At 69.4% G+C, this 23,296-nt stretch carries 23 protein-coding genes and 1 tRNA gene; 21 read left to right on the top strand and 3 right to left on the bottom strand.

The window, feature by feature from the left end; all coding sequences use genetic code 11:
* The first annotated feature begins 21 nt into the window (after positions 1–21).
* Together ABAZ39_RS20155 and ABAZ39_RS20150 are read left to right on the top strand one after the other, a co-directional pair.
* The gene (locus ABAZ39_RS20155) at positions 22–1,314 is read left to right on the top strand and encodes a pentapeptide repeat-containing protein (RefSeq protein ID WP_040134548.1); all 1,293 of its coding nucleotides are present in this window, start codon (positions 22–24) and stop codon (positions 1,312–1,314) included.
* A gap of 40 nt (positions 1,315–1,354) precedes the next feature.
* Positions 1,355–1,819, top strand: coding sequence for an RT0821/Lpp0805 family surface protein (locus tag ABAZ39_RS20150; RefSeq protein ID WP_040134547.1), 465 nt, complete (start codon positions 1,355–1,357; stop codon positions 1,817–1,819).
* A gap of 28 nt (positions 1,820–1,847) precedes the next feature.
* Here the strand turns inward: ABAZ39_RS20150 and ABAZ39_RS20145 are convergent, their stop codons facing one another.
* The gene (locus ABAZ39_RS20145; protein ID WP_040134546.1) at positions 1,848–2,117 is read right to left on the bottom strand and encodes a hypothetical protein; all 270 of its coding nucleotides are present in this window, start codon (positions 2,115–2,117) and stop codon (positions 1,848–1,850) included.
* 125 nt (positions 2,118–2,242) lie between these two features.
* Here ABAZ39_RS20145 and hisG point away from each other — a divergent pair, with 125 nt between their 5' ends.
* The 16 genes from hisG to ABAZ39_RS20065 all read left to right on the top strand — a co-directional run bounded on the left by hisG (position 2,243) and on the right by ABAZ39_RS20065 (position 17,912).
* The gene (hisG, locus tag ABAZ39_RS20140; RefSeq protein WP_372441498.1) at positions 2,243–3,019 is read left to right on the top strand and encodes an ATP phosphoribosyltransferase; all 777 of its coding nucleotides are present in this window, start codon (positions 2,243–2,245) and stop codon (positions 3,017–3,019) included.
* Positions 3,003–4,322, top strand: coding sequence for a histidinol dehydrogenase (hisD, locus tag ABAZ39_RS20135; RefSeq protein ID WP_040134545.1), 1,320 nt, complete (start codon positions 3,003–3,005; stop codon positions 4,320–4,322). The genes hisG and hisD overlap by 17 nt, the downstream gene beginning before the upstream one ends.
* Positions 4,319–4,801 (top strand): UPF0262 family protein, encoded by a 483-nt coding sequence (locus ABAZ39_RS20130; protein WP_040134544.1) that lies wholly within the window; start codon positions 4,319–4,321, stop codon positions 4,799–4,801. The genes hisD and ABAZ39_RS20130 overlap by 4 nt, the downstream gene beginning before the upstream one ends.
* A 16-nt stretch (positions 4,802–4,817) precedes the next feature.
* Positions 4,818–5,279, top strand: coding sequence for an arsenate-mycothiol transferase ArsC (locus ABAZ39_RS20125; RefSeq protein ID WP_103041045.1), 462 nt, complete (start codon positions 4,818–4,820; stop codon positions 5,277–5,279).
* 135 nt (positions 5,280–5,414) lie between these two features.
* The gene (locus ABAZ39_RS20120; RefSeq protein ID WP_040134543.1) at positions 5,415–7,721 is read left to right on the top strand and encodes a hybrid sensor histidine kinase/response regulator; all 2,307 of its coding nucleotides are present in this window, start codon (positions 5,415–5,417) and stop codon (positions 7,719–7,721) included.
* A 110-nt stretch (positions 7,722–7,831) separates the two neighbouring features.
* A complete protein-coding gene (locus ABAZ39_RS20115) occupies positions 7,832–8,899 on the top strand; it encodes a lysozyme family protein (RefSeq protein ID WP_040134542.1) in 1,068 nt (355 codons plus the stop codon).
* 142 nt (positions 8,900–9,041) lie between these two features.
* Positions 9,042–9,260, top strand: a complete 219-nt coding sequence (gene infA, locus ABAZ39_RS20110) for a translation initiation factor IF-1 (RefSeq protein WP_014198195.1) — start codon at positions 9,042–9,044, stop codon at positions 9,258–9,260.
* 56 nt (positions 9,261–9,316) lie between these two features.
* Positions 9,317–9,922: a Maf family protein gene (locus ABAZ39_RS20105; protein ID WP_040134541.1), complete on the top strand. Its 606-nt coding sequence runs from the start codon at positions 9,317–9,319 to the stop codon at positions 9,920–9,922.
* Positions 9,919–11,175, top strand: coding sequence for a ribonuclease E/G (locus ABAZ39_RS20100; RefSeq protein WP_040134540.1), 1,257 nt, complete (start codon positions 9,919–9,921; stop codon positions 11,173–11,175). The genes ABAZ39_RS20105 and ABAZ39_RS20100 overlap by 4 nt, the downstream gene beginning before the upstream one ends.
* A 3-nt stretch (positions 11,176–11,178) precedes the next feature.
* Positions 11,179–11,364 (top strand): DNA gyrase inhibitor YacG, encoded by a 186-nt coding sequence (gene yacG, locus ABAZ39_RS20095; RefSeq protein WP_040134539.1) that lies wholly within the window; start codon positions 11,179–11,181, stop codon positions 11,362–11,364.
* 98 nt (positions 11,365–11,462) lie between these two features.
* A tRNA-Phe gene (locus tag ABAZ39_RS20090) sits at positions 11,463–11,538 on the top strand.
* A 166-nt stretch (positions 11,539–11,704) separates the two neighbouring features.
* Positions 11,705–12,682 (top strand): glycosyltransferase family 10 domain-containing protein, encoded by a 978-nt coding sequence (locus ABAZ39_RS20085; RefSeq protein ID WP_040134538.1) that lies wholly within the window; start codon positions 11,705–11,707, stop codon positions 12,680–12,682.
* 22 nt (positions 12,683–12,704) lie between these two features.
* The gene (locus tag ABAZ39_RS20080) at positions 12,705–13,427 is read left to right on the top strand and encodes a hypothetical protein (protein ID WP_040134537.1); all 723 of its coding nucleotides are present in this window, start codon (positions 12,705–12,707) and stop codon (positions 13,425–13,427) included.
* 8 nt (positions 13,428–13,435) lie between these two features.
* Positions 13,436–15,919, top strand: coding sequence for a tetratricopeptide repeat protein (locus ABAZ39_RS20075; protein ID WP_040134536.1), 2,484 nt, complete (start codon positions 13,436–13,438; stop codon positions 15,917–15,919).
* Complete coding sequence (locus ABAZ39_RS20070) at positions 15,916–16,701, top strand: galactosyltransferase-related protein (protein WP_040134535.1); 786 nt, start codon at positions 15,916–15,918, stop codon at positions 16,699–16,701. Before ABAZ39_RS20075 ends, ABAZ39_RS20070 begins: the two co-directional genes overlap by 4 nt.
* A 131-nt stretch (positions 16,702–16,832) precedes the next feature.
* Positions 16,833–17,912, top strand: coding sequence for a ParA family protein (locus ABAZ39_RS20065; protein ID WP_247881663.1), 1,080 nt, complete (start codon positions 16,833–16,835; stop codon positions 17,910–17,912).
* Position 17,913: 1 nt separating this feature from the next.
* On the opposite strand, the gene ABAZ39_RS20060 is transcribed toward ABAZ39_RS20065, so the two are convergent.
* Positions 17,914–18,342, bottom strand: coding sequence for an Lrp/AsnC family transcriptional regulator (locus tag ABAZ39_RS20060; protein ID WP_014198205.1), 429 nt, complete (start codon positions 18,340–18,342; stop codon positions 17,914–17,916).
* A 130-nt stretch (positions 18,343–18,472) separates the two neighbouring features.
* Here ABAZ39_RS20060 and rocF point away from each other — a divergent pair, with 130 nt between their 5' ends.
* From rocF to ABAZ39_RS20045, 3 genes are all read left to right on the top strand, one after another.
* Positions 18,473–19,438, top strand: coding sequence for an arginase (gene rocF / locus ABAZ39_RS20055; RefSeq protein ID WP_040134533.1), 966 nt, complete (start codon positions 18,473–18,475; stop codon positions 19,436–19,438).
* A gap of 35 nt (positions 19,439–19,473) precedes the next feature.
* Positions 19,474–20,691 carry an ornithine--oxo-acid transaminase gene (gene rocD / locus ABAZ39_RS20050; protein ID WP_040134532.1) on the top strand — a complete coding sequence of 406 codons (1,218 nt, stop codon included), beginning with the start codon at positions 19,474–19,476 and terminating at the stop codon, positions 20,689–20,691.
* Positions 20,692–20,901: 210 nt separating this feature from the next.
* Positions 20,902–22,017 carry a M14 family metallopeptidase gene (locus tag ABAZ39_RS20045; protein WP_040134531.1) on the top strand — a complete coding sequence of 372 codons (1,116 nt, stop codon included), beginning with the start codon at positions 20,902–20,904 and terminating at the stop codon, positions 22,015–22,017.
* 154 nt (positions 22,018–22,171) lie between these two features.
* On the opposite strand, the gene ABAZ39_RS37040 is transcribed toward ABAZ39_RS20045, so the two are convergent.
* Positions 22,172–22,930, bottom strand: coding sequence for a hypothetical protein (locus ABAZ39_RS37040; RefSeq protein ID WP_247881662.1), 759 nt, complete (start codon positions 22,928–22,930; stop codon positions 22,172–22,174).
* Positions 22,931–23,296 lie beyond the last annotated feature (366 nt).

Genomic DNA, 23,296 nt, shown 5'->3' with positions numbered 1-23,296 from the left:
TGATCGGAGGCGAACACGGCCATGCAGCAGCGTCCTCTCACCCGTCTGGATCAGGTCCAGCTCGATGCGGTGGTGCGCCGGCACGAGATGTTTCGGAACGCCCGCATCGGCGGAGCGCGGGCGACGCTGTCCTTTTTCGACCTGAACGGGCTCGATCTCGCGGGGCGTGACCTCGCCCATGCCGACTTCGTCGGGGCCAGCCTGCGCGGCGCCAATCTGGCCGGGGCGCGGCTCGACTGCGCGTCGATGTTCGCCACCGACCTGCGGCTGGCCAATCTGGAAAACGCCAGCCTGATCAAGGCGGACCTGCGCGGCGCCTGTCTGCGCGGGTCGATCCTGATCGGCGCCAACCTGTTCGAGGCCGACCTGCGCGACGGCTCGCTGGCGGAAAAGGACCGCGACGGCAGCCTGCGCGTCATCCGGGTGGAGGGCCAGCCGACGGAAGCGTCGGGGGCCGACCTGTCCGGCGCCAACCTGACCAACGCCCGGCTGTCCGGGGCCATGGCGATCCACACCGACTTCACCGACGCGCTGATGCGCGGGTGCAAGCTGGTCCGCGCGACCATGCGCGGGGCCAACTTCACAGGATCGAACCTGGAGGGGGCGGACCTCTCGGGGGCGGACCTGCGCGGCGCCTGCCTGCGCGGTGCGGTGCTGACCGGCGCCACCATGGTGATGACGGAACTGGCCGACGCCGACATGGAGGACGCGCTGACCGACGATCCGGTGGGCCGCGTCGTCGCCGAACTCGGGCGTCCGCTCGACGAGCTTCTGCACGACCACATCCGCTGGGTCGGGTCGAGCGGGGCGGAGGGGACGGCGCTCGACCTGTCGGGCTTCGACCTGCGGCACGCCCCATCGCTGGCCCACACCTGCCTGACCATGCTGCGGGCGGTGGGGGCGACCCTCTACGGGCTGGACCTGACCAACGTGCAGCTCCAGGCCGCGATCCTGGAGAAGGGCGACCTCCGGCTCGCCAAGCTGGTGGGCGGCGACCTGCGCGGCGTGAACCTGCGGCTCGCCAAGCTGAACAACGCCGACCTGCGCAAGGCCAACCTGCGCCCGCTCTACTTCGACGAAAGGCGGTCGATGCAGTCCGACCTGTCGGGCGCGCGGCTGCGCTACGCCGACCTGCGCGGCGCCTGCCTGCGCGAGGTGAATTTCGCGGGCGCCGACCTGTCCTTCGCCAATCTGGCCGGCTGCGACCTGACCAAGACGGACCTGACCAACGCCCGCATGTTCGGGGCGAAGCTGGAGCGCCGCGCCCTGTCGGACGGCGCCATTCTCGACGGTGTGGCGGGGCTCAAGCTTTAGGTCTATATCTGTTGCGGATTTCCTGCGGGAGTGCGGTCCCATGTCCGGGCGCGTCGGTGCGGTTTGCGGTGGCGTGATGTTCGGTCTGGTGCTGGCGGTCGGGCTGACGGCCCCGTCCGGTCCGGCGCAGGCGCGGTCGTCGGTGTTCCTGTCCTTCGGGGGGCCGGTCTATCCCGACTATCCGCCCCCCTACCGGCATTTCCACGGCTATCCGCCGCCGGTCTACGGGCACCCGGTCTATGGGCCGCCGGTCTACGTGGTGCCGGCCCCGCCGCCGGTCGTCTATGTGCAGCCGGCGCCCGTTCCGGCCCCGTCGCCCACGGTGGTCTTCACCGAGCCGGCGCCGGCCCCCATCGCCGCCACCCCGACCGGTCCGGCCTACACGGCGCGCAACGGCCAGCTCTGCCGCGAGTACCAGACGACGGTGATGGTCGGCAGCCTGGCGCAGCCCGGTTACGGCACCGCCTGCCGCCAGCCGGACGGAAGCTGGCGGGTGGTCAACTGACCGGCGGGCGCGGCCGTCGAAAGCGTCGTCAGACCGCGCCGCCCGGCGTGCCGATGGTGGCGCTGCCCTTCTCGTGCCCGTCGGGGTCCATCGTGTCGGCGTAAGGCTTGCCATCCGGCGTCGTCGTTTTCGGGTGGCGGCCTTCCTTTTCGGCCTGAAGCCGTTCGGAGATGCCGGTCGGCGCGTCGTCAGAGCGGCGCGGGTCGGTGTTCGGCGCGGGGCCGCCCGTGCTGCTGGGGTCGCCCGGGATCTGCAGGCCTCGGGGATTGACCGGCTGGTTGGAACGGTCCTGTGCCATGGCGTCTGTCCTTTCCTGGAAAGGCGAATCCAACCGGTCCGGGCGGAGCGAGTTCCCCATTTCATCGACGGACAGGGCCGCTCTGCACCGCACTATGCCTCCTAAGACCGTGACGGCGGCGCGGAATGTGGTATATCCGGGCAGCGGTTCAGCCCGAGGAGAGTTCTTTGCCCGCCGATACCCGTGCTCTTGGCGCGCCGGCGCCCAGCGCGTTGGCCGATGACTCGTCGAATGCGCCGGCCGGTCAGCCGCTGGTTCTGGCCCTGCCCAAGGGGCGCATCCTGAAGGAGCTTCGCCCTTTGCTCGCCCACGCCGGCATCGAGCCGGAAGCGGCGTTCGACGACGCGGACAGCCGGCTCCTGCGTTTTGCGACCAACATTCCGAATCTCAGCATCATCCGCGTCCGGTCCTTCGACGTGGCGACCTTCGTCGCCTTTGGTGCCGCCCATCTGGGCGTGGCCGGCAACGACGTGCTGATGGAATTCGACTATCCGGAAATCTACGCGCCGCTCGACCTCGGCATCGGAAAGTGCCGCCTGTCGGTCGCCGAACCGGTCGAACTGGGGGAGAGCGACGATCCGTCGCGTTGGAGCCACGTGCGCGTCGCCACCAAATACCCGGAGGTCACCAGGAAGCATTTCGCGGCGCGCGGGGTGCAGGCGGAGTGCGTGAAACTGAACGGTGCGATGGAGCTTGCCCCGACCCTCGGCCTGTGCCGCCGCATCGTCGATCTGGTGTCCACCGGCTCGACGCTGAAGGCGAACGGGCTGGTGGAGATCGAGCACATCGCCGACGTCACCTCCCGCCTCATCGTCAACCGGGCCGCCTTCAAGACGCGGCCCGAGGAAATCTCCGGTTGGATCGACCGCTTCCGGGAGGCTGTGAATGCCCGTCAGGCTTGATGCCCAGGACCCCCGCTTCGCCGAAGGCTTCGCCAAAGGTTTTGAGGGGCTTCTCCACGCCAAGCGCGAGACCAGCGAGGATGTGCAGGCGCTGGTCGCCGGCGTCATCGACGCGGTGCGCAAGCGCGGCGACGCGGCGCTGATCGACTACACCGCCCGCTGGGACCGCCAGACGCTGACTCCCGCCACCCTGCGCATCTCCCAGGAGGAGGTGGACGCGGCGGTCGGGCAGTGTGGCGGCGACCTGCTGCGCGCGCTCGACACCGCGGCGGAGCGGATCGAGAGCTTCCACCGGCTCCAGGTGCCGGAGACAACCGACTACCGCGACGCCCAGGGCGTGCGACTGGGCGCCCGCTGGACGGCGGTCGGCGCCGCCGGCCTCTATGTGCCGGGCGGCACGGCGTCCTACCCCAGCTCCGTCCTGATGAACGCGCTGCCGGCCAAGGTGGCCGGGGTGGAGCGCATCGTCATGGTGGTGCCGACCCCGGACGGGGCGATCAACCCGCTGGTCCTGGCCGCCGCCAAGCGCTGCGGCATCACCGAGATCTACCGCATCGGCGGCGCCCAGGCCGTGGCGGCGCTGGCCTACGGCACCGAGACCATCGCCGCGGTGGACAAGATCGTCGGGCCCGGCAATGCCTTCGTCGCCGCCGCCAAGCGGCTGGTCTACGGCACCGTGGGCATCGACAGCATCGCCGGCCCGTCGGAGATCCTGGTGGTCGCCGACAACCGGAACGATCCGGCCTGGATCGCCATGGACCTGCTGTCCCAGGCGGAGCACGATACCTCGGCCCAGTCGATCCTCATCACCGACGACCCGGCTTTCGCCGACGCGGTCGCGGCGGCGGTGGACCGGCATCTGGAGACGCTGCCCCGCGCCGCCATCGCCGGGGAAAGCTGGCGCGAGCACGGCGGCATCATCGTGGTGCGCGACCTGCTGGCCGAGTCGCCGGCCCTGATCGACCGTCTGGCGCCGGAGCATCTGGAACTGGCGGTGGAGGACCCCGACGCGCTGGCCGCGAAGGTGCGCAACGCCGGGGCCATCTTCCTCGGCCGCTACACGCCGGAGGCCATCGGCGACTACGTCGCCGGTCCGAACCACGTCCTGCCGACGGCGCGCTCCGCGCGCTTCTCGTCGGGCCTGAACGTGCTGGATTTCATGAAGCGGACGACCTTCGTCGCCTGCGACGCGGAGAGCGTGAAGGCGATCGGCCCGGCGGCGGTGACGCTGGCCCGGTCGGAGGGTCTGGACGCGCACGCGCTGTCGGTGGCGCTGCGCCTGCCGGGGGGAGGTCAGGGGTGAGCACGAAGGGCAACCGCCGCATCGTCCACGTGACGCTCGACGAGAAGACCGTCATCCGGCGCAAGCCGGAGGTGGAGCACGAGCGCGCGGTTGCCATCTTCGACCTGCTCGAAGACAACGAGTTCTGCCCCTGCGACCATGCGGACGACGGCCCCTATCACCTGCATCTGTCGATCGAGGACAACCGGCTGGTCTTCGACGTCCGGCGCGACGACGACAGCGCGCTGGACAAGATCACCCTGCCGGTGACCGGCTTCCGGTCCATCGTCCGGGACTATTTCCTGATCTGCGAAAGCTACTATCAGGCGATCAAGCGCTCCACGCCCTCGCAGATCGAGGCGATCGACATGGGGCGCCGCGGCCTGCACAACGAAGGATCGGAGATGCTGCGCGAACGGCTGGCCGGAAAGGTCGAAATGGATCTCCAGACGGCGCGTCGGCTGTTCACGCTGATCTGCGTCCTCCACATCCGCGGCTGACGGGGTCGGGCGGCGCATGGCCCCGGTGCTGCAACCGCTCCCCGTGACGAGCGTGTTGTTCGCCTGCACCTACAACATGATCCGCTCCCCGATGGCGGCGGCGATCATGCGGCATTTCCATGGCACGCGCGTCTATGTCGACTCGGTCGGCGTGCGCGAGGGGGACGAGGTCGATCCCTTCGCCGTGGCGGTGATGGAGGAGATGGGCATCGACCTGTCCCGCCACCGCTGCCGCAGCTTCGAGGATCTGGAGGACACGAATTTCGACCTGATCGTGTCGCTGTCGCCGGAGGCGCAGCACCGCGCCATCGAGATGACCCGCACCATGGCCTGCGATGTGGAGTTCTGGAACACCTTCGACCCCACGCTGGTGGACGGCAACCGCGAGGCGATGATGGAGGCCTACCGGAAGGTGCGCGACGGGCTGCTGACCAGGATCAAGGAGCGGTTCCCCCTCTCCCGCGGTCCGACGGTGTGACCATCCGGTGGTTTGGCGGCGGGATTTCGCGAAGTGCTTTTTCAAGGTTGGGTTGAGGTGCTATTGAGATGAATCATCGAATGGCATGCGCGCCTCCCCCTAGACTTTAGCGGTCCCTGAGAGGTTCCCCGCCTGATGCTCGCCGGTCTGCCGTCCCGCCTGTTTCGTACCACCGGCCTGCGGAGTCTCCGGCTGCGTCTGATGGGCGTCGTGCTGATGTCCCTGGCCCTGCCGCTGGCCGGGGCGCTGTACTTCTTCGACCAGCAGCTCGACCAGCGCCTGAGCAGCGCCCGGGAACTGGCCCGGCACCTGACCGAGGACGGGGTGGAGCGGCAGCGCGACCTGATCGGCGAGGCGCGGAACCTGCTGGGCGTCCTTGCCCTGGTGCCGGCGGTCCGCGACGCCGCCCACGGCAACACCGACGCCTGCGTCGCCACGCTGGCGCCGATGCCGCGGCAGCACCGCTGGACGACCGGCGTGTGGGTGACCGACCCGAACGGCCTTCTCATTTGCGACACCACCGGCCCCGGCTCCGGGATGAGCCTGCGCGAGCGCGAGTATTTCCAGCGGGCGCTGGACACCAAATCCTTCGTGCTGAGCGAGGTGGTGATCGGCAAGCGGTCGGGAAAGCCGCTGATCCTGGCGGTGCAGCCGGTTCTGGTGAACGGTGAGATCGAGCGGGTGCTGGGCGTCGCCATCGATCTCGCCTGGCTGACCGATCTCGTGAAGGTGACGCGGCAGGACGACGCGCGAATCCTGGTGCTGGATCGCCACGGGGTGGTGATCGCGCGCCAGCCCGATCCGGAAGGCTGGGTCGGGCGCAGCATGGCGGATTACCCGCACATCCGCCGCATGCTGGCCGAAGGCAGCGGCGCGTTCGAGGGCGAAAGCGCCGATGGGCTGAACCGAATCTGGGCCTTCCGCCACTCCCCGGAAACCGACACCGTCTTCGCCGTGGGCATGCCGACCGGGCCGATCGTGGCGGATGCCCAGCGCGACCTGCTGCGCGGGCTGGTCCTGCTCGGCATCGCCGGGCTGCTCAGCGTGGCGGCGCTGTGGTCGTTGCTCCACGCCTCGGTCCTGCGCTGGATGCGAGTCCTCAGCCAGGCGGCGACCCGGATCGGCGCCGGCGACGTCGGGACCGTGGTGGAGGCCCGCGGCGCGCCCGACGAAATCCGGCTGGTGGCCAACGCCTTCAACGACATGTCGGGGCGGTTGAAGCGGCGTGAGCAGGAACTGCGCGCCGCCATGGAGGAGGCCCGCGCCGGCAGCCGTGCCAAGGAGGACTTCCTGGCGACCATGAGCCACGAGATCCGCACGCCGATGAATGGCGTGATCGGCTTCGCCGACATGCTCCTGGAAACGCCGCTGACGGCGGAGCAGCGGCGCTACGCCTCCCAGGTGCGGGAAGCCGGGCGCTCCCTGCTGACCGTCATCAACGACGTGCTGGACCTGTCGAAGCTGGAGGCGGGCAAGCTCGATCTGGTCTGCGTGCCATTCCGGTTGGACGATCTGGCCGACCGCTGCCAGGCCATCGTGCGGCTGGCCGCCGAGCAGAAGGGGCTGGAGATCCACACCTCCGTCTCCGCGGCGGCGCGCGGCTATGTGCTGGGCGATCCCGACCGGGTGCGCCAGATCCTGCTGAACCTGTTGGGCAACGCGGTGAAATTCACCGATACGGGCAGCGTCCTCCTGACCGTCAAGGCGATGGGCGACGAGTCCGGCCCCCGCCGCTACACCTTCACCGTCAGCGACACCGGCATCGGCGTGCCCGAGGACCGCCAGCGCGAGCTGTTCCAGCGCTTCAGCCAGCTCGACCGCGGGCGTGGTGGCACCGGGCTGGGGCTGGCCATCTGCCACCGTCTGGTGGAGTTGATGGGCGGCGAGATCGGCGTGGAGAGCCGTCCCGGCGTCGGCAGCACCTTCTGGTTCAGCCTGCCGCTGAAGCCCGCCAGCGCCCCGGAACGGGACGACCATGACGGCGGCGGCCTGCACGATCACGAGCCGTCCAGCCGCGGCGCGCGGATCCTGCTGGCCGAGGATCTGGCGATGAACCGCGATCTGGTCATCGCCATGCTGACCCGCGCCGGGCACCATGTGGACGCGGTGCCGGACGGCGCCGCCGCCGTGGCTGCGGTGCAGGAGCGCACCTACGATCTCGTCCTGATGGATGTGCAGATGCCGGTGATGGACGGGCTGGAGGCGACGCGGCGCATCCGGGCGCTTCCCGGCGCGCTGGGCCGCATCCCGATCCTGGCCCTGTCGGCGGGAGTGCTGGCCGTGGAGGTGGAGCGCTGCCGCCAGGCCGGGATGGACGATCATCTGGCCAAACCCTTGGAGAAGAACCGCCTTCTGGCTGCCGTCGATTATTGGAACGGCGAGGGGCGGCGCACGGCGGTCGACGCCGGACCCACCCACAGGGCCGGCACGCCGGTCGATTGAGTCCTCCGTGCCGATCCGGGCCAATGATTAAGAAAAATTAAGGCTTTTGTGCTAAAGCTGCGCCGAAGGATTCCGCGATGGCGGTTCCGGTCTGACGGTTCCGGTGTTCCATGAAGGTCGCGCTGCCTCCACTCGCCCCGATTCCCGAGCGCAAGCCGGATGTTCCCGCGTCGCCGTCCGCCACCGGCGCCGCGACGGGTGGATCGTTCCAAAGCGCGCTGGCGGACGCCCAGCCGGTCCCCCGCGGGCGGCTGGCCAACGGACAGAAGGTGCCGCCCCTGCCGGCCACGAAGCCGGAGGCGCCGATCCAGCTCGCCGACGGGACCCGCGTGCCGTTTCCCGCCCGCAAGCCCGAGGCCGCCGCGACGGCGGTCGCCCAGTCGACGGTGATCGGCGCCGCCCTGGCGAACAGCCCGGCCGCCGGGCAGGTGGTTCTGGCGGCCCAGCAGGTCGCCGGCCTGTCGGGCCACAGCTTCACCGCCATTCTCGCCCAGGCGACGCAGGAAAGCGGGCTGGATCCGGCGGCCCGCAACCGCTCCAGCTCCGCCGCCGGCCCGTTTCAGTTCCTGGAGCGCACGTGGCTGGACCTGTTCCGCCGCCATGGCGCCGCCTACGGCCAGGGGGAGCTGGCGAGCGCGATCCAGAGCCGCAACGGCATTCCCTCGGTCAAGGACCCGGCGGTGCGGCGTCAGATCCTGGCGCTGCGCCATGACGTCGACCTCTCCGCCGGGATGGCCGCGCGCTACCTGTCCGAAGGGCGCGACCGGCTGGAGGAGCGGCTGAAGCGGCCGGTGTCGGAGACCGAGAGCCGCATCGCCTATGTGCTGGGCGTGGGCGGGGCGGCCAAGCTGATCCGCGCCGCCGAGTCGTCGCCCAGGGCCGCCGCGGCGGAGCTTCTGCCCTCTGCGGCGCGGAGCAACCGCGGCCTGTTCTACGACCGCGCGTCGGGCCGGGAGCTGACGGCGTCGGAAGCCGTCGCGCGGCTGACGCGCCGCATGGACACCGACCAGAAAGAGATGTTCGAACGCATCGCGCAGGCCGCGGAACCCCGCGTCCGGCTCGATGGCGGCCCGTCGCCGCTCAGTTCTTTCCAGTCGGCGGCGCTTGGCGGCACCGCGGGCATGGACGCGGACGGCGCGGGGGAGTATGAAAACGGCGACGGAAACCCGCTCGGCTGAACCGCCGGCTGTTTCCGTCCCATCTGGAAGGCTTTGGCCAACCCCCACGCCGGAGGCTCACCGCCCCCGGTGGAATCCCCCTTGACCGGGCGGCTTCGGGAGGTCAGTTATTGCCTCGAAACTGTTACGGACTTAAGGGGCTATGGCTAAGGAAGATCTGATCGAGTTCTCCGGAACCGTCGTCGAGCTGCTGCCGAACGCGATGTTCCGTGTGAAGCTCGACAACGAGCATGAAGTGCTGGCGCACACCTCCGGCAAGATGCGCAAGAACCGCATCCGCGTGCTGGCCGGTGACCGCGTCAATGTCGAGATGACGCCCTACGACCTGACCAAGGGCCGGATCACGTTCCGGTTCAAGTGATTGAACCGGTTTTCCGCGTTGAACCGGTTTCCACCGTCGGCCATCCTCCCCGCGTTATGAGCACCGAAACCACCCACCGGCTCGTGCTGGCGTCCGCCTCGCCCCGCCGGCTCGACCTGTTGCGCCAGATCGGCGTGGTGCCCGACGCGGTCGACCCAGCAGACATCGACGAATCGCCCCTGCCGCGGGAGCTTCCGCCCCAGCACGCGCTGCGTCTGGCCGGCGAGAAGGCCGCCGCCGTGGCCGCGCGCCATCCCGGCGCCTTCGTGCTGGCCGCCGACACGGTGGTCGCCTGCGGCCGCCGCATCCTGCCCAAGGCGGAGGAGGAGAAACAGGCGCGCGCCTGCCTCGGCCTGCTGTCCGGGCGGCGGCACCGGGTGTTCGGCGGGGTCGTGCTGCTGTCGCCCACCGGCGACGGGGAGGCGCTGCGCCGGTCGGACCGGCTGGTGCGCACCGACGTGACCTTCAAGTCGCTGTCCCACGAGGAGACCGAGTCCTACATCGCCTCCGGCGAATGGCAGGGCAAGGCCGGCGGCTACGCGATCCAGGGCCGGGCGGCGGCCCACGTGCGCTGGATCGGCGGCTCCTACAGCAACGTGGTCGGGCTGCCCCTGTTCGAAGTGGCGGCGCTGCTGCGCGGCGCGGGGTTCCCACTGCCGTGAGTGGCCCGGCGGGCGGTACCGGATCGGACATCCTCATCGACCGCGACGGTCCGCTGACGCGGGCCGCCGTGCTGACCGGCGGCCGGCTGACCGACCTCTATATCGACCATGCCGAGCGTCCCTCCCTGCTGGGGCATGTGTTCCTCGGCCGGGTGGAGCGCATCGCGACGGGGCTGGACGGTGCCTTCGTCGATCTCGGCACCGGAAAGTCGGGCCTGCTCTCCGCGCTGGACGCCCGCGGGCCGCAGGGGCGCCCGAAGGCCAAGGGCGAGCGGATCGGCAACCTGCTGCGCACCGGCCAGACCGTGCTGGTGCAGGTGAAGGCCGACGCCACCGGGTCCAAGGGGCCGTCCCTGACCATGGACATCACCCTGCCGGGCCGCTTCCTGGTGCACGCGCCGCTGGGACGCGATGTGGCGGTGTCGAAGCGGCTGGGCAGCGGGCCGGAGCGCACCGAACTGGCCCGCCGCATCCAGGACATCGCCCCCGGCGCCGGCTGGATCGTCCGGGCGGGCGCCGCCACCGCGCCGGACGGGCTGCTGGCTGCGGAGTCGGACGCGCTGCATCTGGCGTGGCGGTCCATCCGCGACGCGGCGGAGCGGGGCGGCGGCCCCTCCTTGCTGCTGACCGGTCCCGACGCGCCGCGCCGCGCCCTGATCGAGCATGGGGCAACCGCTCCGTCGCGGATCATCGTGGACGACGTGGCCCTGGCCCGCGACCTCGCCGACTGGTGCGCCGACCGTGCACCGGACCTGGAGGAGCGGGTGGAGCCCTTCGACGCCCGGCTTCTTGCCGCGCCGTGCCCTGATCGAACAGGGGGCGGCCGGCAACGGCTGTTCGACCTGCGCGACCTCGACGCTGAAATCGAAACGTTGCTCGGCACGCGGGTGCCGCTGTCCGGCGGCGGGTCGCTGGTCATCGAGCGGACCGAGGCGATGACCGTGGTAGACGTCAACGCGGGGGAGCGTGGCAACCCGCTGGATGTCAATCTGGAGGCGGCGGCGGAGATCGCCCGGCAACTGCGCCTGCGCAACGCCGGGGGGATCGTCGTCGTCGATTTCGTCAACATGCGCAACCGGGGCGACGCCGAACGGCTGCTGAACGCCCTGTCCCGCGCGGTGGAGGACGACCCGGCGCAGACCCAGGTCTATGGCCTGTCCAAGCTGGGTCTGGTGGAGATGACCCGCGCCCGGCGCGGCACGGCCCTGGCCGAATTGCTGGGAACCGTCCGCACGGCCGCGGCGGAGGATTGAGCGATGAACGACAACCAAAAGCCTGTTGAAAAAGCCTGCCCGATCTGCGGCCGCCCGGCGGTGGAGGAGACCAAGCCCTTCTGCTCCAAGCGCTGCGCCGACGTGGATTTGTCGCGCTGGCTGGGCGGCGTCTACCGCATCGAAAGCCCCGACCGCCCGGACGCCGAGGAGGCCGACGAGCGGGAGTGACGGGGCGGCGGATTTCTGCATTTTAGGGCTGGACAGGCCCGGCGAATTTGCCTACAAAGCGCGCCTCGACGCGCCGCGGTCTCCACCGCGGCCTCGGTGCCCAGGTAGCTCAGTTGGTAGAGCAGGGGACTGAAAATCCCCGTGTCGGCGGTTCGACTCCGTCCCTGGGCACCACTTCTTCCCCTCAAGGGGTTGTGGTGTTTCAAACGCTCCGTCATCCGCGGGGCGTTTTTTGTTGTCCGCGCCGCGTCACCCGGCCGGGCGAGCGCGCGGAAGGGGTGGCGTTCCCGCCGCGGCGACCGTATCGTGCGTCGCGCAACGATCCGGCGCGGATGGCGGGATGCTCGATCAGCGGACAAGCGCGTTTCTTGAGGAATTCCTGGCGAAGCCGGGCGGCGATCCCGAGCGGCTCGACCGCTTCCTGCTGCACGGCCCGTACCGCGGCCGGCGCGGCGGCAAACCGCGGCTGAAGCTGGCCTTCCACGACTTCTGGCCGGAGTTCGACAAGGGCACGAACTTCTTCATCGAGATCCTGTCCAGCCGCTTCGACCTGTCGGTGGTCGAGGACGACAGCGACCTCGCCATCGTGTCGGTCTTCGGCGGGCGGCACCGCGAGGCGCGCAGCCGCCGCACCCTGTTCTTCACCGGGGAGAACGTGCGCCCGCCGTTGGACGGCTTCGACATGGCGGTGTCCTTCGACCGCGTCGACGACCCGCGCCATTACCGCCTGCCGCTCTACGTCATGCACGCCTACGAGCACATGCGGGAGGGGGCGGTGCCGCATTTCTGTTCGCCGGTCCTGCCGCCGGTGCCGCCGACGCGGGCGGCCTTCGCGGAGCGCGGCTTCTGCGCCTTCCTCTACAAGAACCCGAACGGGGAGCGCCGCAACCGCTTCTTCCCGGTGCTGGACGGGCGGCGGCGCGTCGATTCGGTGGGCTGGCACCTGAACAACACCGGCAGCGTCGTCAAGATGGGCTGGCTGTCGAAGATCCGCGTCTTCGAACGCTACCGTTTCGCCTTCGCCTTCGAGAACGCCAGCCATCCCGGCTATCTGACGGAAAAGATCCTGGACGTCTTCCAGGCCGGGGCGGTGCCGCTCTATTGGGGTGATCCCGACCTGGAGCGCGAGGTGGCGGTCGGCAGCTTCATCGACGTGTCGCGCTTCGCCACGGACGAGGAGGCGGTGGACCACATCCTTGCGGTGGACGACGATTACGACGCCTATTGCGCCCACCGCGCCGTGGCGCCCTTCCTGGGGACGGAGGAGTTTTATTTCGACGCCTACCGCCTCGCCGACTGGATCGAGAGCCGGCTGTAAGGGCTGGGGGGAGGGGGAGCCGATGGCGCGGGTGCTGCTGAATTACGCGGACGGGGCCTTTCTGGCGGCGCAGAAGCGCAACGCGCGGAGCGGGATGGACATCGGCGGCTTCGACTCCGTCGCCATGCTGGGCCGAAGCCACATCGACCCGGCCTTCGTCGAGCGCAACCGCTTCATCCTCGACCAGCCGCGTGGCGCGGGCTATTGGCTGTGGAAGCCCTGGGCCATCTGGACCCTGCTGCGCGACCATCTGAAGGACGGCGACGTGCTGTTCTACTGCGACAGCGGCGCCCATTTCGTGCACCGCGCCGACCCGGTGATTGAGCGGTGCCGGGAGCGGCGCGACCTGCCCATCCTGCTGTTCACGCTGCAGGACGAATTCAAGAACCGCGGCTGGACCAAGCGCGATTGCTTCCATTTCATGCGGCTGGACCGGCCCGAATACACCGACGCCACCCAGATCCTGGCGAGTTTCATCGTCTGCGAACGGACGCCGGAAACCATCGCCTTCGTCTCCGAATGGCTGCGCTTCGCCCAGGACGAGCGTATCCTCACCGACGCGCCGAACGAGTGCGGCAAGCCGAACTACCCGGAGTTCCGCGACCACCGGCACGACCAGAGCATCCTTAGCCTGCTGGCCCGCCGCCGTGGGGTGAGCACGATCCCCGACATCTCGCAATGGGGCGATGATCGGCGCCCGCCGGAGATCCCGCGCATCCTGCTGCACACCCGCCAGCGGGACTGAGAGGGCGCATGGGCCTTTCCGAAACCGCCGAACGGGCCGCAGCACTGCACCGGCAGGCCGTCGCCGCCCAACGCGAGGGCCGCGTCCACGAGGCCATGGCGCTGTTCCAACAGGCGTTGGCGCTGCACAAGGACGCGGAGGTCTATCTGGATTTCGGCAGTCTGCTGGCCGGGCTGTCGCAATGGGGCCCGGCGGGGGCGGTCTATGCGGCGGCGCTGAAGCTGGCGCCCGACTCCCCCGACGCCCATTACGGGGTGGCGCTGTCCCTTCATGCCCAAGGGCGCCCGGCGGAGGCGGAGCCGCATTACCGCGCCGTCCTGGCGGCCTGCCCAGGGGTGGGCGCGGTGTGGAACAATCTGGGCGTGGCGCTTCAGGAGCAGGGCCGCCCCGGCGCGGCGGAGGCGGCCTACCGCGAGGCCCTGCGCCACCAGCCGGAGGACGCCGGCACCTGGAAGAATCTGGCGGTCGCGCTGGACGCTCTGGGCCGGACCGCCGAGGCCGAATCCGCCTACCGCGCGGCGCTGGCGCGCAACCCGGAGCACGCCGTTTCCCTGAACAATCTCGGCGGCCTCGCCTTGGCCGCCGGACGCCCGGACGAGGCGTGGCGGATCGGCGGACGCATGGCGGCGCTGAACCCGGCGGACCGGAACGGCTGGATGCTGCTGGGCAACGCTGCCCACGCGACGGGCCGCCGGGGCGAGGCGGTGCGGGCGAGTGCGGTGGCGGTGCGGCTGGCGCCGGACGATCCCGCCCCGCGCCACAACCATGCCAACGCGCTGGCCGCCGCCGGCCGGCGGGAGGAGGCGGTGGCCGAGTACCGGACGGTTATCCGGCTCCAGCCAGACTCCCTGGCGGCGGTCGATCTGGCGGTGGAACTGTGCGGCCTGCACGACACGGCGGGCGCCCTGGCGGTGCTGCGCGGCGCGATCGGGCGCCATCCGGAGCATGGCGCGGCGTGGCGGGTTCTCGGCCAGACGCTGACCGGCGCCTTGCGGCCGGAGGCCGCGCTCGACGCGCTGCGCCGGGCGGTGGCCCTCGATCCCGGCGACCCGGCGGGGTGGGAGGATCTCGCCGCCGCCGCGACTCTGGCCGACCGGGTTGCGCCGTCCATCGATGCCCTCCGCCGCGTCCGCCGGCTCTCCCCCGCCTACAACCCGGCGCTGGCGCAGCTGGTGCAGCAGCAGCGGCACGCCTGCGACTGGCGCGACCTGCCGGCCCTGGAGCGCGACCTGATCGGGCGGATGCGCGCCGGGGCGCTGGGCGTGCCGCCCTTCGGTCTCCTGGCGGTGGACACGACCCCGGCGGACCAGCAGGCGGCGGCGGAGCGCTGGGCGCGGCAGAAGGCGCATGGCGTGCCGGCCGTGGCGCGGCCCACGGTCTCGGGTGATGGGCGCCTGCGCATCGGCTACCTCTCCGCCGACTTCCACGAGCACGCCACCGCCTATCTTATGGCGGAGCTTCTGGAGCGGCATGACCGCAGGCGCTTCGCCGTCACCGCCTATTCCACCGGCATCGACGACGGCAGCCCGATGCGCCGCCGCCTGACCGCGGCGGTCGAGCGTTTCGTGGATCTGCGCGACCGCTCCGACCGCGACGCCGCGCAAGCCATCGCCGCCGACGGCATCGACATCCTGGTGGACCTGAAGGGCTACACGGCCTTCGCCCGCACGGCGATCCTGGCGGCGCGGCCAGCCCCGGTGCAGGTGAACTGGCTGGGCTATCCCGGCACCATGGGGGCGGACTTCATCGACGTGATCCTGGCCGACGCGGTGACCATCCCGCCGGGCGAGGAGGGGTTCTACAGCGAGGCGGTGGTGCGGCTCCCCCACTGCTACCAGCCCAACGACCGCCACCGCGCCATCGCCGAGCGCACGCCGTCGCGTGCCGACTGTGGCCTTCCGGAGGACGGCTTCGTCTTCTGCTGTTTCAACAGCCCCTACAAGCTGACGCCCGCTGTGTTCGACGTCTGGGCGCGGCTGCTGCGCGCCGTGCCGGGGAGCGTGCTGTGGCTCTACGCCGGCAACCCGCTGGTGGCCGGCAACCTGCGGCGCGAGGCGGCGGCCCGCGGGGTAGCACCGGAACGCCTCGTCTTCGCGCCGCCGCGCCCCCTGGCGGAACATCTGGCGCGGCACCGGCTGGCCGACCTGTTCCTCGACACGCTGCCCTACAACGCCCACACCACGGCCAGCGACGCGCTGTGGACCGGACTTCCGGTGGTGACCTGCCGCGGCGGGACCTTCGCCGGGCGGGTGGCGGCCAGCCTGCTCGACACGGTCGGGCTGCCGGAGCTGGTCACGGACTCGCCGGCGGTCTATGAGGCGCTGGCCCTGGACCTCGCCCGCGATCTGGCACGGCTGGCCGGGCTGAAGGCGCGGCTGGCGGCGGCGCGGACGGCCAGCCCGCTGTTCGACGGGGACCGCTTCGCCCGCGATCTGGAGGACGCCTATCGGGCGATCTGGCAACGCTTCGCACCGGCAGGAGACCCGCGATGACGACCACGGACCGGCGGCTTCACATCGTCGTGCCCTACCGCGACCGCGCGGCCCATCTGCGGGACTTCGTGCCGCGGGTCGGCGCTTACTTCGCAACGCTTGCCGATCCCATCGACTACCGCGTCACCATCGTCGAGCAGGAGGCCGGGCTGCCCTTCAACCGGGGCGCCATCAAGAATGTCGGCTTCCTGCTGGGCGAGGCGGAGAGCGGCTACACCTGCCTGCACGACATCGACTATCTGCCCATCGACGCCGATTACTCCTGGGTCGACCGGCCGACCCCCATCCTGTCCTTCGGGGCGGAGCAGCGGCCGGTGGCGCCCGGCCGCTCGGACCAGACGGTGACCACCGACCTGGAGAGCACGATGGGCGGCGTCCTGCTGATGCCCAACGACGTGTTCCGGCGCATCGACGGCTATTCCAACGCCTATTGGGGCTGGGGCTATGAGGATTTCGACCTGTCGCTGCGCATCCGCTCCCGCCGCATCCCGACCGCGCGGCGGCCCGGCCGGTTCGAGCCGCTGGACCACGACAACGAGGGCTTCAACCCCGACGCCTCGGCCTCGCCCATTTCACGGGTCAACAAGCGGGTGTTCCAGGCCAATTGGGCCGGCGGTACGATCCCGGAGGAGGACGGCCTGTCGAGTCTGTCCTTCGACATTCTCGACCGCCGCCCCTGCGACGGCGTGCCTCCCGACGCCACCGGGCGGTGGGAGATCGTGCGCGTCCGCCTAACCATGGCGCCGCTGCCCGGCCAGTTGGCGGCCTTCAAGGCACGCTGAACCTGTTACCTTTCGGGACACCGGCGCATCTGCGGGAAGACACCGGCGCGTTCCAATGCGTATAGTGCGCCGCTTTCGGCGGCTCTTGGCCCGCAGGACGAACACCCGCGAAACGACGAAGCGGAATGGACATGACCAGCCACGAAGACGTCTTCGACGCGCCGGAGACGCGGCAGCCGACCATCCTGGCGGTGTACAACCAGAAGGGCGGCGTCGGCAAGACGACCACCTCCGTCAACCTCGCCCTGGCGCTGGCCGCGCTGGGCAAGAGCGTCGTCCTGATCGACTTCGACCCGCAGAGCAGCGCCACCAGCAACTTCCTGCTGCGGGAGAAGGCGCGCGTCGGCATCAACGACCTGCTGAGCCAGGACACCTTCGTCGAGGACGCCATCACCCCGACCAGCTTCGACGGGCTGTCGATGATCGTCGGCGCGCGGAAGCTCTATTCGCTGGAACACGCGCTGGACGCCCGCGGCGGGTCGCAGCGCGGCCTGCGCAAGGCGCTGCACTTCTCGCGCAACCCGCCGGATTACGTGGTGATCGACTGCCCGCCGGCGCTCGGCCATCTGGCGGCGGGCGCGCTGGCGGCGTCGGACCGGCTGGTGCTTCCCGTCTTTCCGGGGCGCTACGCGCTGGACGGGCTGAAGCGCACCCTGTCGGTGGTCGAGCACATCCAGAAGGGCATGAACCCCAACCTGTCGGTGGCCGGCATCCTGATGCTGTCGATCACCAACGACGAAGTCGGGCGCGAATCGCTGACCCTGCTGCGCTCCGAATTCCCGGAGCTGATGTTCCGCACGGCGATCCCCTACGACGTGGACGTGGTGAAGGCGACCTACCGCCGGATGCCCGCCGCGATCTTCAGCCCGGAGGGGCGGACGACCACGCGCTTCCTGGCGCTGGGCTGGGAGATCGTCCACGGCCGCGGCTCCTCCCCGACCGACGAGCAGCTGAAGCCGGCGCAGGACCGCATCCGCGCGTGGCACGCCGACACCGACTCCTCCTACACCGCCCGCCGCGCGGCGGCGCCGGACGAGGGCGACGAGTCCACGGGCGGCAACAACGGGCGCGGCGCGGGGGCTGAGGCGCCGAAGGGCGGCGGCGGCCGGGCGCTGGTCGCCGCGGCGGTCGGGCTGATCGTCGGCTTCGCGCTGGGCGCGCTGTTCGGCCAGCCGCTTCTGGGCGGCGCCCTGGCCAGTCTCGGCGGGTAGGCTACAGCACCGCCTTGCGGGCGGAGAGCAGGATGCTGGTCTCGGTGGAGGCGATGCCGGCGATCTGCCGGACGCGGCGCAGCGTGTCGTCGAAGGCCTCCAGCGACTCCGTTTCGATTTCAGCGACGACGTCCCAGCGTCCGTTGGTGGTGTAGACCGTCCGCACCTCCGGAAAACCGTGCAGGCGGGCGATCACCGTCTCGGCGGCGCGGCCCTCCACCTCGATCATCGTGATGGCCCGGACCATGGCGGGCCGCAGATCCTTGCGCAGCAGCACCGTGAAGCCGGCGATGACCCCGCTCTCGACCAGACGGTCGATGCGGGCGCGGACGGTCGCGCGCGACACTTTCAGCGCGGCGGCGAGGCCGGCGACGGGCTGGCGCGCGTCGGCGCGCAGCAGGCCCAGCAGGCGGTGGTCCAGGTCGTCCATGCCAAAATGATAAGTCGGGCTTGCCAAACTGTCAAAAACGCCGCCGTTCGTTGGCACTTTTCCGTCTTTCTGCCGCCGGTGCCGCCCCCGATAGTCATGGGAGGCACGATCGCACAGGGAGAGGGACGGCATGGCGTCGGCGGATCGGGACGATCAGCGCTTCGTGGAGATCATCGGCGTTCCCATCGAGGCGGGGGCCGGCCATCCCGGCGCCCTGATGGGGCCGGCGGCGCTGCGCACGGCGGGGCTGGTCCGCGCCCTGCGCGAACTGGGGCACGAGGTTCGCGACCTTGGTGACCTGACGCCCGACCCCTGGAGCGATGGCGACGCCGCCACGGCCCGTCTGGCGGAGATCACCGCCTGGTCGCGGGCTCTGGCCGACCGCTCCTACGCCATGATGCAAGCGGGCGGGGTGCCGGTCTTCCTGGGCGGCGACCACAGCCTGTCCATGGGCTCCGTCACCGGGGTGGCCCGCCATTGCCGGGAGGCCGGCAAGCCGCTGTTCGTGCTGTGGCTGGACGCGCACGGCGACTTCAACACCCCCCACACCTCGCCGTCCGGCAACATGCACGGGATGCCGGTGGCCCTGCTGTGCGGGGAGGACGGCTTCGACGACGTCTTCCCGCCGGAGCAGCGGGCCACCGTGAACCCGGCGCATGTGCATCTGTTCGGCATCCGCTCCCTCGACCCCGGCGAGCGGCGCCTGCTGCGCGCCCGCGGGGTGGACGTGGTGGACATGCGGCTGATCGACGAGCACGGGGTCGGCGTCCACATGCGCCGCATCATCGAGCGGGTGCGGCAGGCCGGCGGCCATCTGCATGTCAGCCTGGACGTGGATTTCCTCGACCCCGCCATCGCCCCCGCGGTGGGAACGGCGGTGCTGGGCGGGGCGACCTACCGCGAGGCGCATCTGATCATGGAGATGCTGCACGACGCCGGCGTCGTCGGCTCGCTGGACGTGGTGGAGCTGAACCCCTTCCTGGATGAGCGGGGCAAGAGCGCCCTCCTGCTGGTCGATCTGGTGGCCAGCCTGTTCGGGCGTCGCATCATCGACCCCGCCGTCACCCAGTCGCAGATCGGCGGCCAAGCCGTCTGACGTTCTGATAAGAAACAAACCCCGGAGAGAACGCCATGCTTCAGCACGCCGCCGACCTGATCGGGACCGAACACCGCCTGGGCGCCCACAATTACAAGCCGCTGGACGTCGTGCTGGCGCGCGGCGAGGGCGTGTATGTCTGGGACACCGAAGGCAACCGCTATCTCGACTGCCTGTCGGCCTATTCCGCCGTCAATCAGGGCCATTGCCACCCGAAGATTCTGGAGGCGATGGTGCAACAGGCGTCGAAGCTGACGCTGACCTCCCGCGCCTTCCGCAACGACCAGCTCGCGCTGTTCTACGAGGAGCTGGCGGCGCTGACCGGCTCGCACAAGATCCTGCCGATGAACAGCGGGGCGGAGGCGGTGGAATCGGCGATCAAGACGGTGCGCAAGTGGGGCTACGAGGTGCGCGGCGTGCCGGAGAACCAGGCGGAGATCATCGTCTGCTCGGACAATTTTCACGGCCGCACCATCTCCATCGTCAGCTTCAGCACCGACCCGGACGCCCGCGGCGGCTTCGGCCCTTTCACGCCGGGTTTCCGCACCGTGCCCTTCGGCGACGCGGCGGCGCTGGAGGCGGCGCTGACCCCCAACACGGTGGCCATTCTGCTGGAGCCGATCCAGGGCGAGGCCGGCGTGGTCATCCCGCCCGCCGGCTATCTGCGCCGGGTGCGCGACCTGTGCACGGAGCGCAACGTCGTGATGATCCTGGACGAGATCCAGACCGGGCTGGGCCGCACCGGCAAGCTTCTGGCCGAGGAGCATGAGGGGGTGGAGGCGGACGTCACCCTGATCGGCAAGGCGCTGTCCGGCGGCTTCTACCCGGTGTCGGCGGTGCTGTCGAACTCCGAGGTGCTGGGCGTGCTGAAGCCCGGCCAGCACGGCAGCACCTTCGGCGGCAACCCGCTGGCCTGCGCCGTCGCCCGCGCCGCCATGCGGGTGCTGGTGGAGGAGGGCATGATCGACAACGCCGCCACCCAGGGCGCCTATTTCCTGGAGCAGCTCGGCGCCATCCGCAGCAACGTGATTCGCGAGGCGCGCGGGCGCGGCCTGATGCTGGCGGTGGAGCTTCACCCGGAGGCGGGCGGAGCGCGCCGCTATTGCGAGGCGCTGCGGGCGCGCGGCGTCCTGGCGAAGGACACCCACGACCACACCATCCGCATCGCCCCGCCGCTGGTCATCACCCGCGAGCAGGTCGATTGGGCGCTGGAGCAGTTCGACGCCGTCCTGACGGGAACCACGGTTCCGTAAAAGCCCCGGGCATGGCATTCAGCCCTTTTACTACTCCTCCGTGCGCATGGCGGTACGTCCGGCAAAAGCACAACCCCCTCACCCCAGCCCTCTCCCCAGGGGGGGAGAGGGGATCTTGACGCGACAGCCCAGCGCAAAAGGCGCTTGCGGCCCGCCCCAGCCTTCGCCACGGTGGGGGCGGGCTTCTCATTTATCCGGCAGCGATCCGCCATGCACAGCGCCATCATCGACCTCCCGTCCGCCACCCCCGGCACCCGGCGGACCCTGACCGTCCAGCGCTTCGGCACGGCGGGCGCGCGGCCCTGCGCCTACATCCAGGCGTCGCTGCACGCCGACGAGATCCCGGCGATGCTGGTGGCCGACAAGCTGCGCCGCATCCTGACCAAGCTGGAGGCCGAGGGGCGGATCGCCGGCGAGGTCATCCTCGTCCCGGTCGCCAACCCGGTGGGTCTGGGCCAGTCGCTGATGGACCATCACCTGGGCCGCTTCGACCAGGACGATGGCAAGAACTTCAACCGCGACTACCCCCACCTGACCGAGGCGGTGGCCGAGCGCGTGGCCGACCGCCTGACCGACGACGGCGAGGCCAACAAGGCCGCCATCCGCGCCGCCCTGGCCGAGTCCCTGGCCGAACGCACCCCGCGCACCGAGACGGAGCACATGAAGCACCGTCTTCTGGACCTGGCGCTCCAGGCCGATTGGGTGCTGGACCTGCATTGCGACCTGGAAGCGGTGATGCACCTCTACACCCTGACGCCCTCGGCAGAGGCCTTCGCCCCGTTGCAACGGCTTCTCGGGGCGCGGGCGGTCTTCCTGGCCGAGGAATCCGGCGGCGACCCCTTCGACGAGGCGGTCAGCCGCCCCTGGAACGAGCTTGCCAAGCGCTGGCCCGACCGCCCGATCCCCTTCGGCTGCCATTCCGTGACCGTGGAACTGCGCGGGCAGGCCGACGTGGAACACGCCCAGGGCGAAGCGGACGCCCAGGCGATCGCCGGCTTCCTCACCCATGCCGGCGTCCTGTCCGGCGAGCCTCCGGCCCTGCCGGAGCCGCTGTGCGCCCCGACCCCGCTGGAATCCTCCGAACCCCTGACCGCCCCGGTGGGCGGTGTGGTCGTCTTCCACCACAAGGCGGGTGACCGCGTGGAGGCCGGCGCCGTGGTCGCCGACATCCTCGACCCGCTGACCGGCGAGATGACCCAGGTGCGCAGCGAATCGGCGGGCGTGCTCTACGCCCACAGCGCGACCCGCTTCACCCTGGCGGGCAAGCGGATCGCCAAGGTGGCGGGGTCGACGCTGCGGCGTACGGGGCCGTTGCTGAGCGCGTGATACAGCCGGACGATGATCGCGTCCGTTATTGTCCAACCGTGACATCCGGCAGATCAATGCGTTGGCACGGATCGAGAGGGCTATGTCGGTAGCGCCTTGCAGGGGGGGCGGCATGAGGTGGCAGCCTTGCCCATGCTCGCTCTCTCAATCCGTGTCACCACGCCGATCCGGATTTGATTTTATCAAGGATCTTTTCGTTTTCTTTCGCATGATTGTTCACGTCCGCTTCGGCCAACATCTTGATGGCGGATTCGAATTTTTCCGATTTGAAGCCAAGCTCGTTTAGCCGTTGTCCGGCTTGGCGTTCTTCATCACTCTGCACGTAGCGCTCATCGCCAGCGTTCATAAAGTACGGAGTGCTAACATTTCCAAAGGATTTTTTGGCGGCTTCGAATTCTGCAGAGCCCTCGGCATTCTTGCCGAAGATTTCGCTTTGCATTTGCTGCATCGCGGCGATTTCCTGAGCGCCGGTCATGCCGCTGTTTTTGATCGCGCTGCGCCGCGCGGCGGTCTGACTCATCTGCTCTGCCGAAATGTCAAGCGGGCCGGGCGTTCCGGATGCACGGCCTGAGAGGGATTCGACGGCATCGGATGCCTTCCCCCAGAATGTGTTGGCGCGTTGTTGCTTCAAATGACTGGACAGAGCAAGTCCCAGGTCCCGCGCGCTCATCGCTCCGGAGGAAACCAAGTTTCCAAGTTTGCTCCGATCCTCGGTTGAAAGCTGTGAGAAGACCTTAAGGGAGTCTCCCTTCAATTCCGAGGCGAGAGGGCTGAGGACAATGGAATCTTGTTGAGAGCCTGCGCGGCTGAAGGCCTGAGCGCCATCGTTTCTTGTTGACGCGGCGCCGGGCGGGGGCGTGGCCGGGATCGTCTTTGCTGCGCTTGTGGCTCCCGATAGATCGGAGACAATCATATCGATCTCCTTCGTCTACGAAATTTACAAAAGGCGTTTCAGGAGGTGCTTCTTCGATATCTAAGCATTAGATTTCGAATGATCGCATCATCATATTTATGTTCTATCTTTATCGTTAATTGATTGTTAATTCAATCAGGAATTTGTTGCGCAGTAATATTATATTATATAAAATTAATTAAATCATTTTTAACATAAACGACATAGATATGTATTTGGAGCGCGAAATAAACAAATAAATAATTGCAAGTTACTTTGCTATTCCGTTCGTTGTGTAGAAGATGTGTCGGATGATTATAGTATAGAAAAATTGTTGGCTGTGTAGTTTCCCTCAAAAGGCGTTCTCGCTATCGCCTAAATTTAGAG

The sequence above is a fragment of the Azospirillum argentinense genome (genome assembly GCF_000632475.1).
GTDB lineage: Bacteria > Pseudomonadota > Alphaproteobacteria > Azospirillales > Azospirillaceae > Azospirillum > Azospirillum baldaniorum.
The sequence above is the reverse complement of the archived record's forward strand: the minus strand, read 5'-3'. Positions and strand labels throughout refer to the sequence as shown.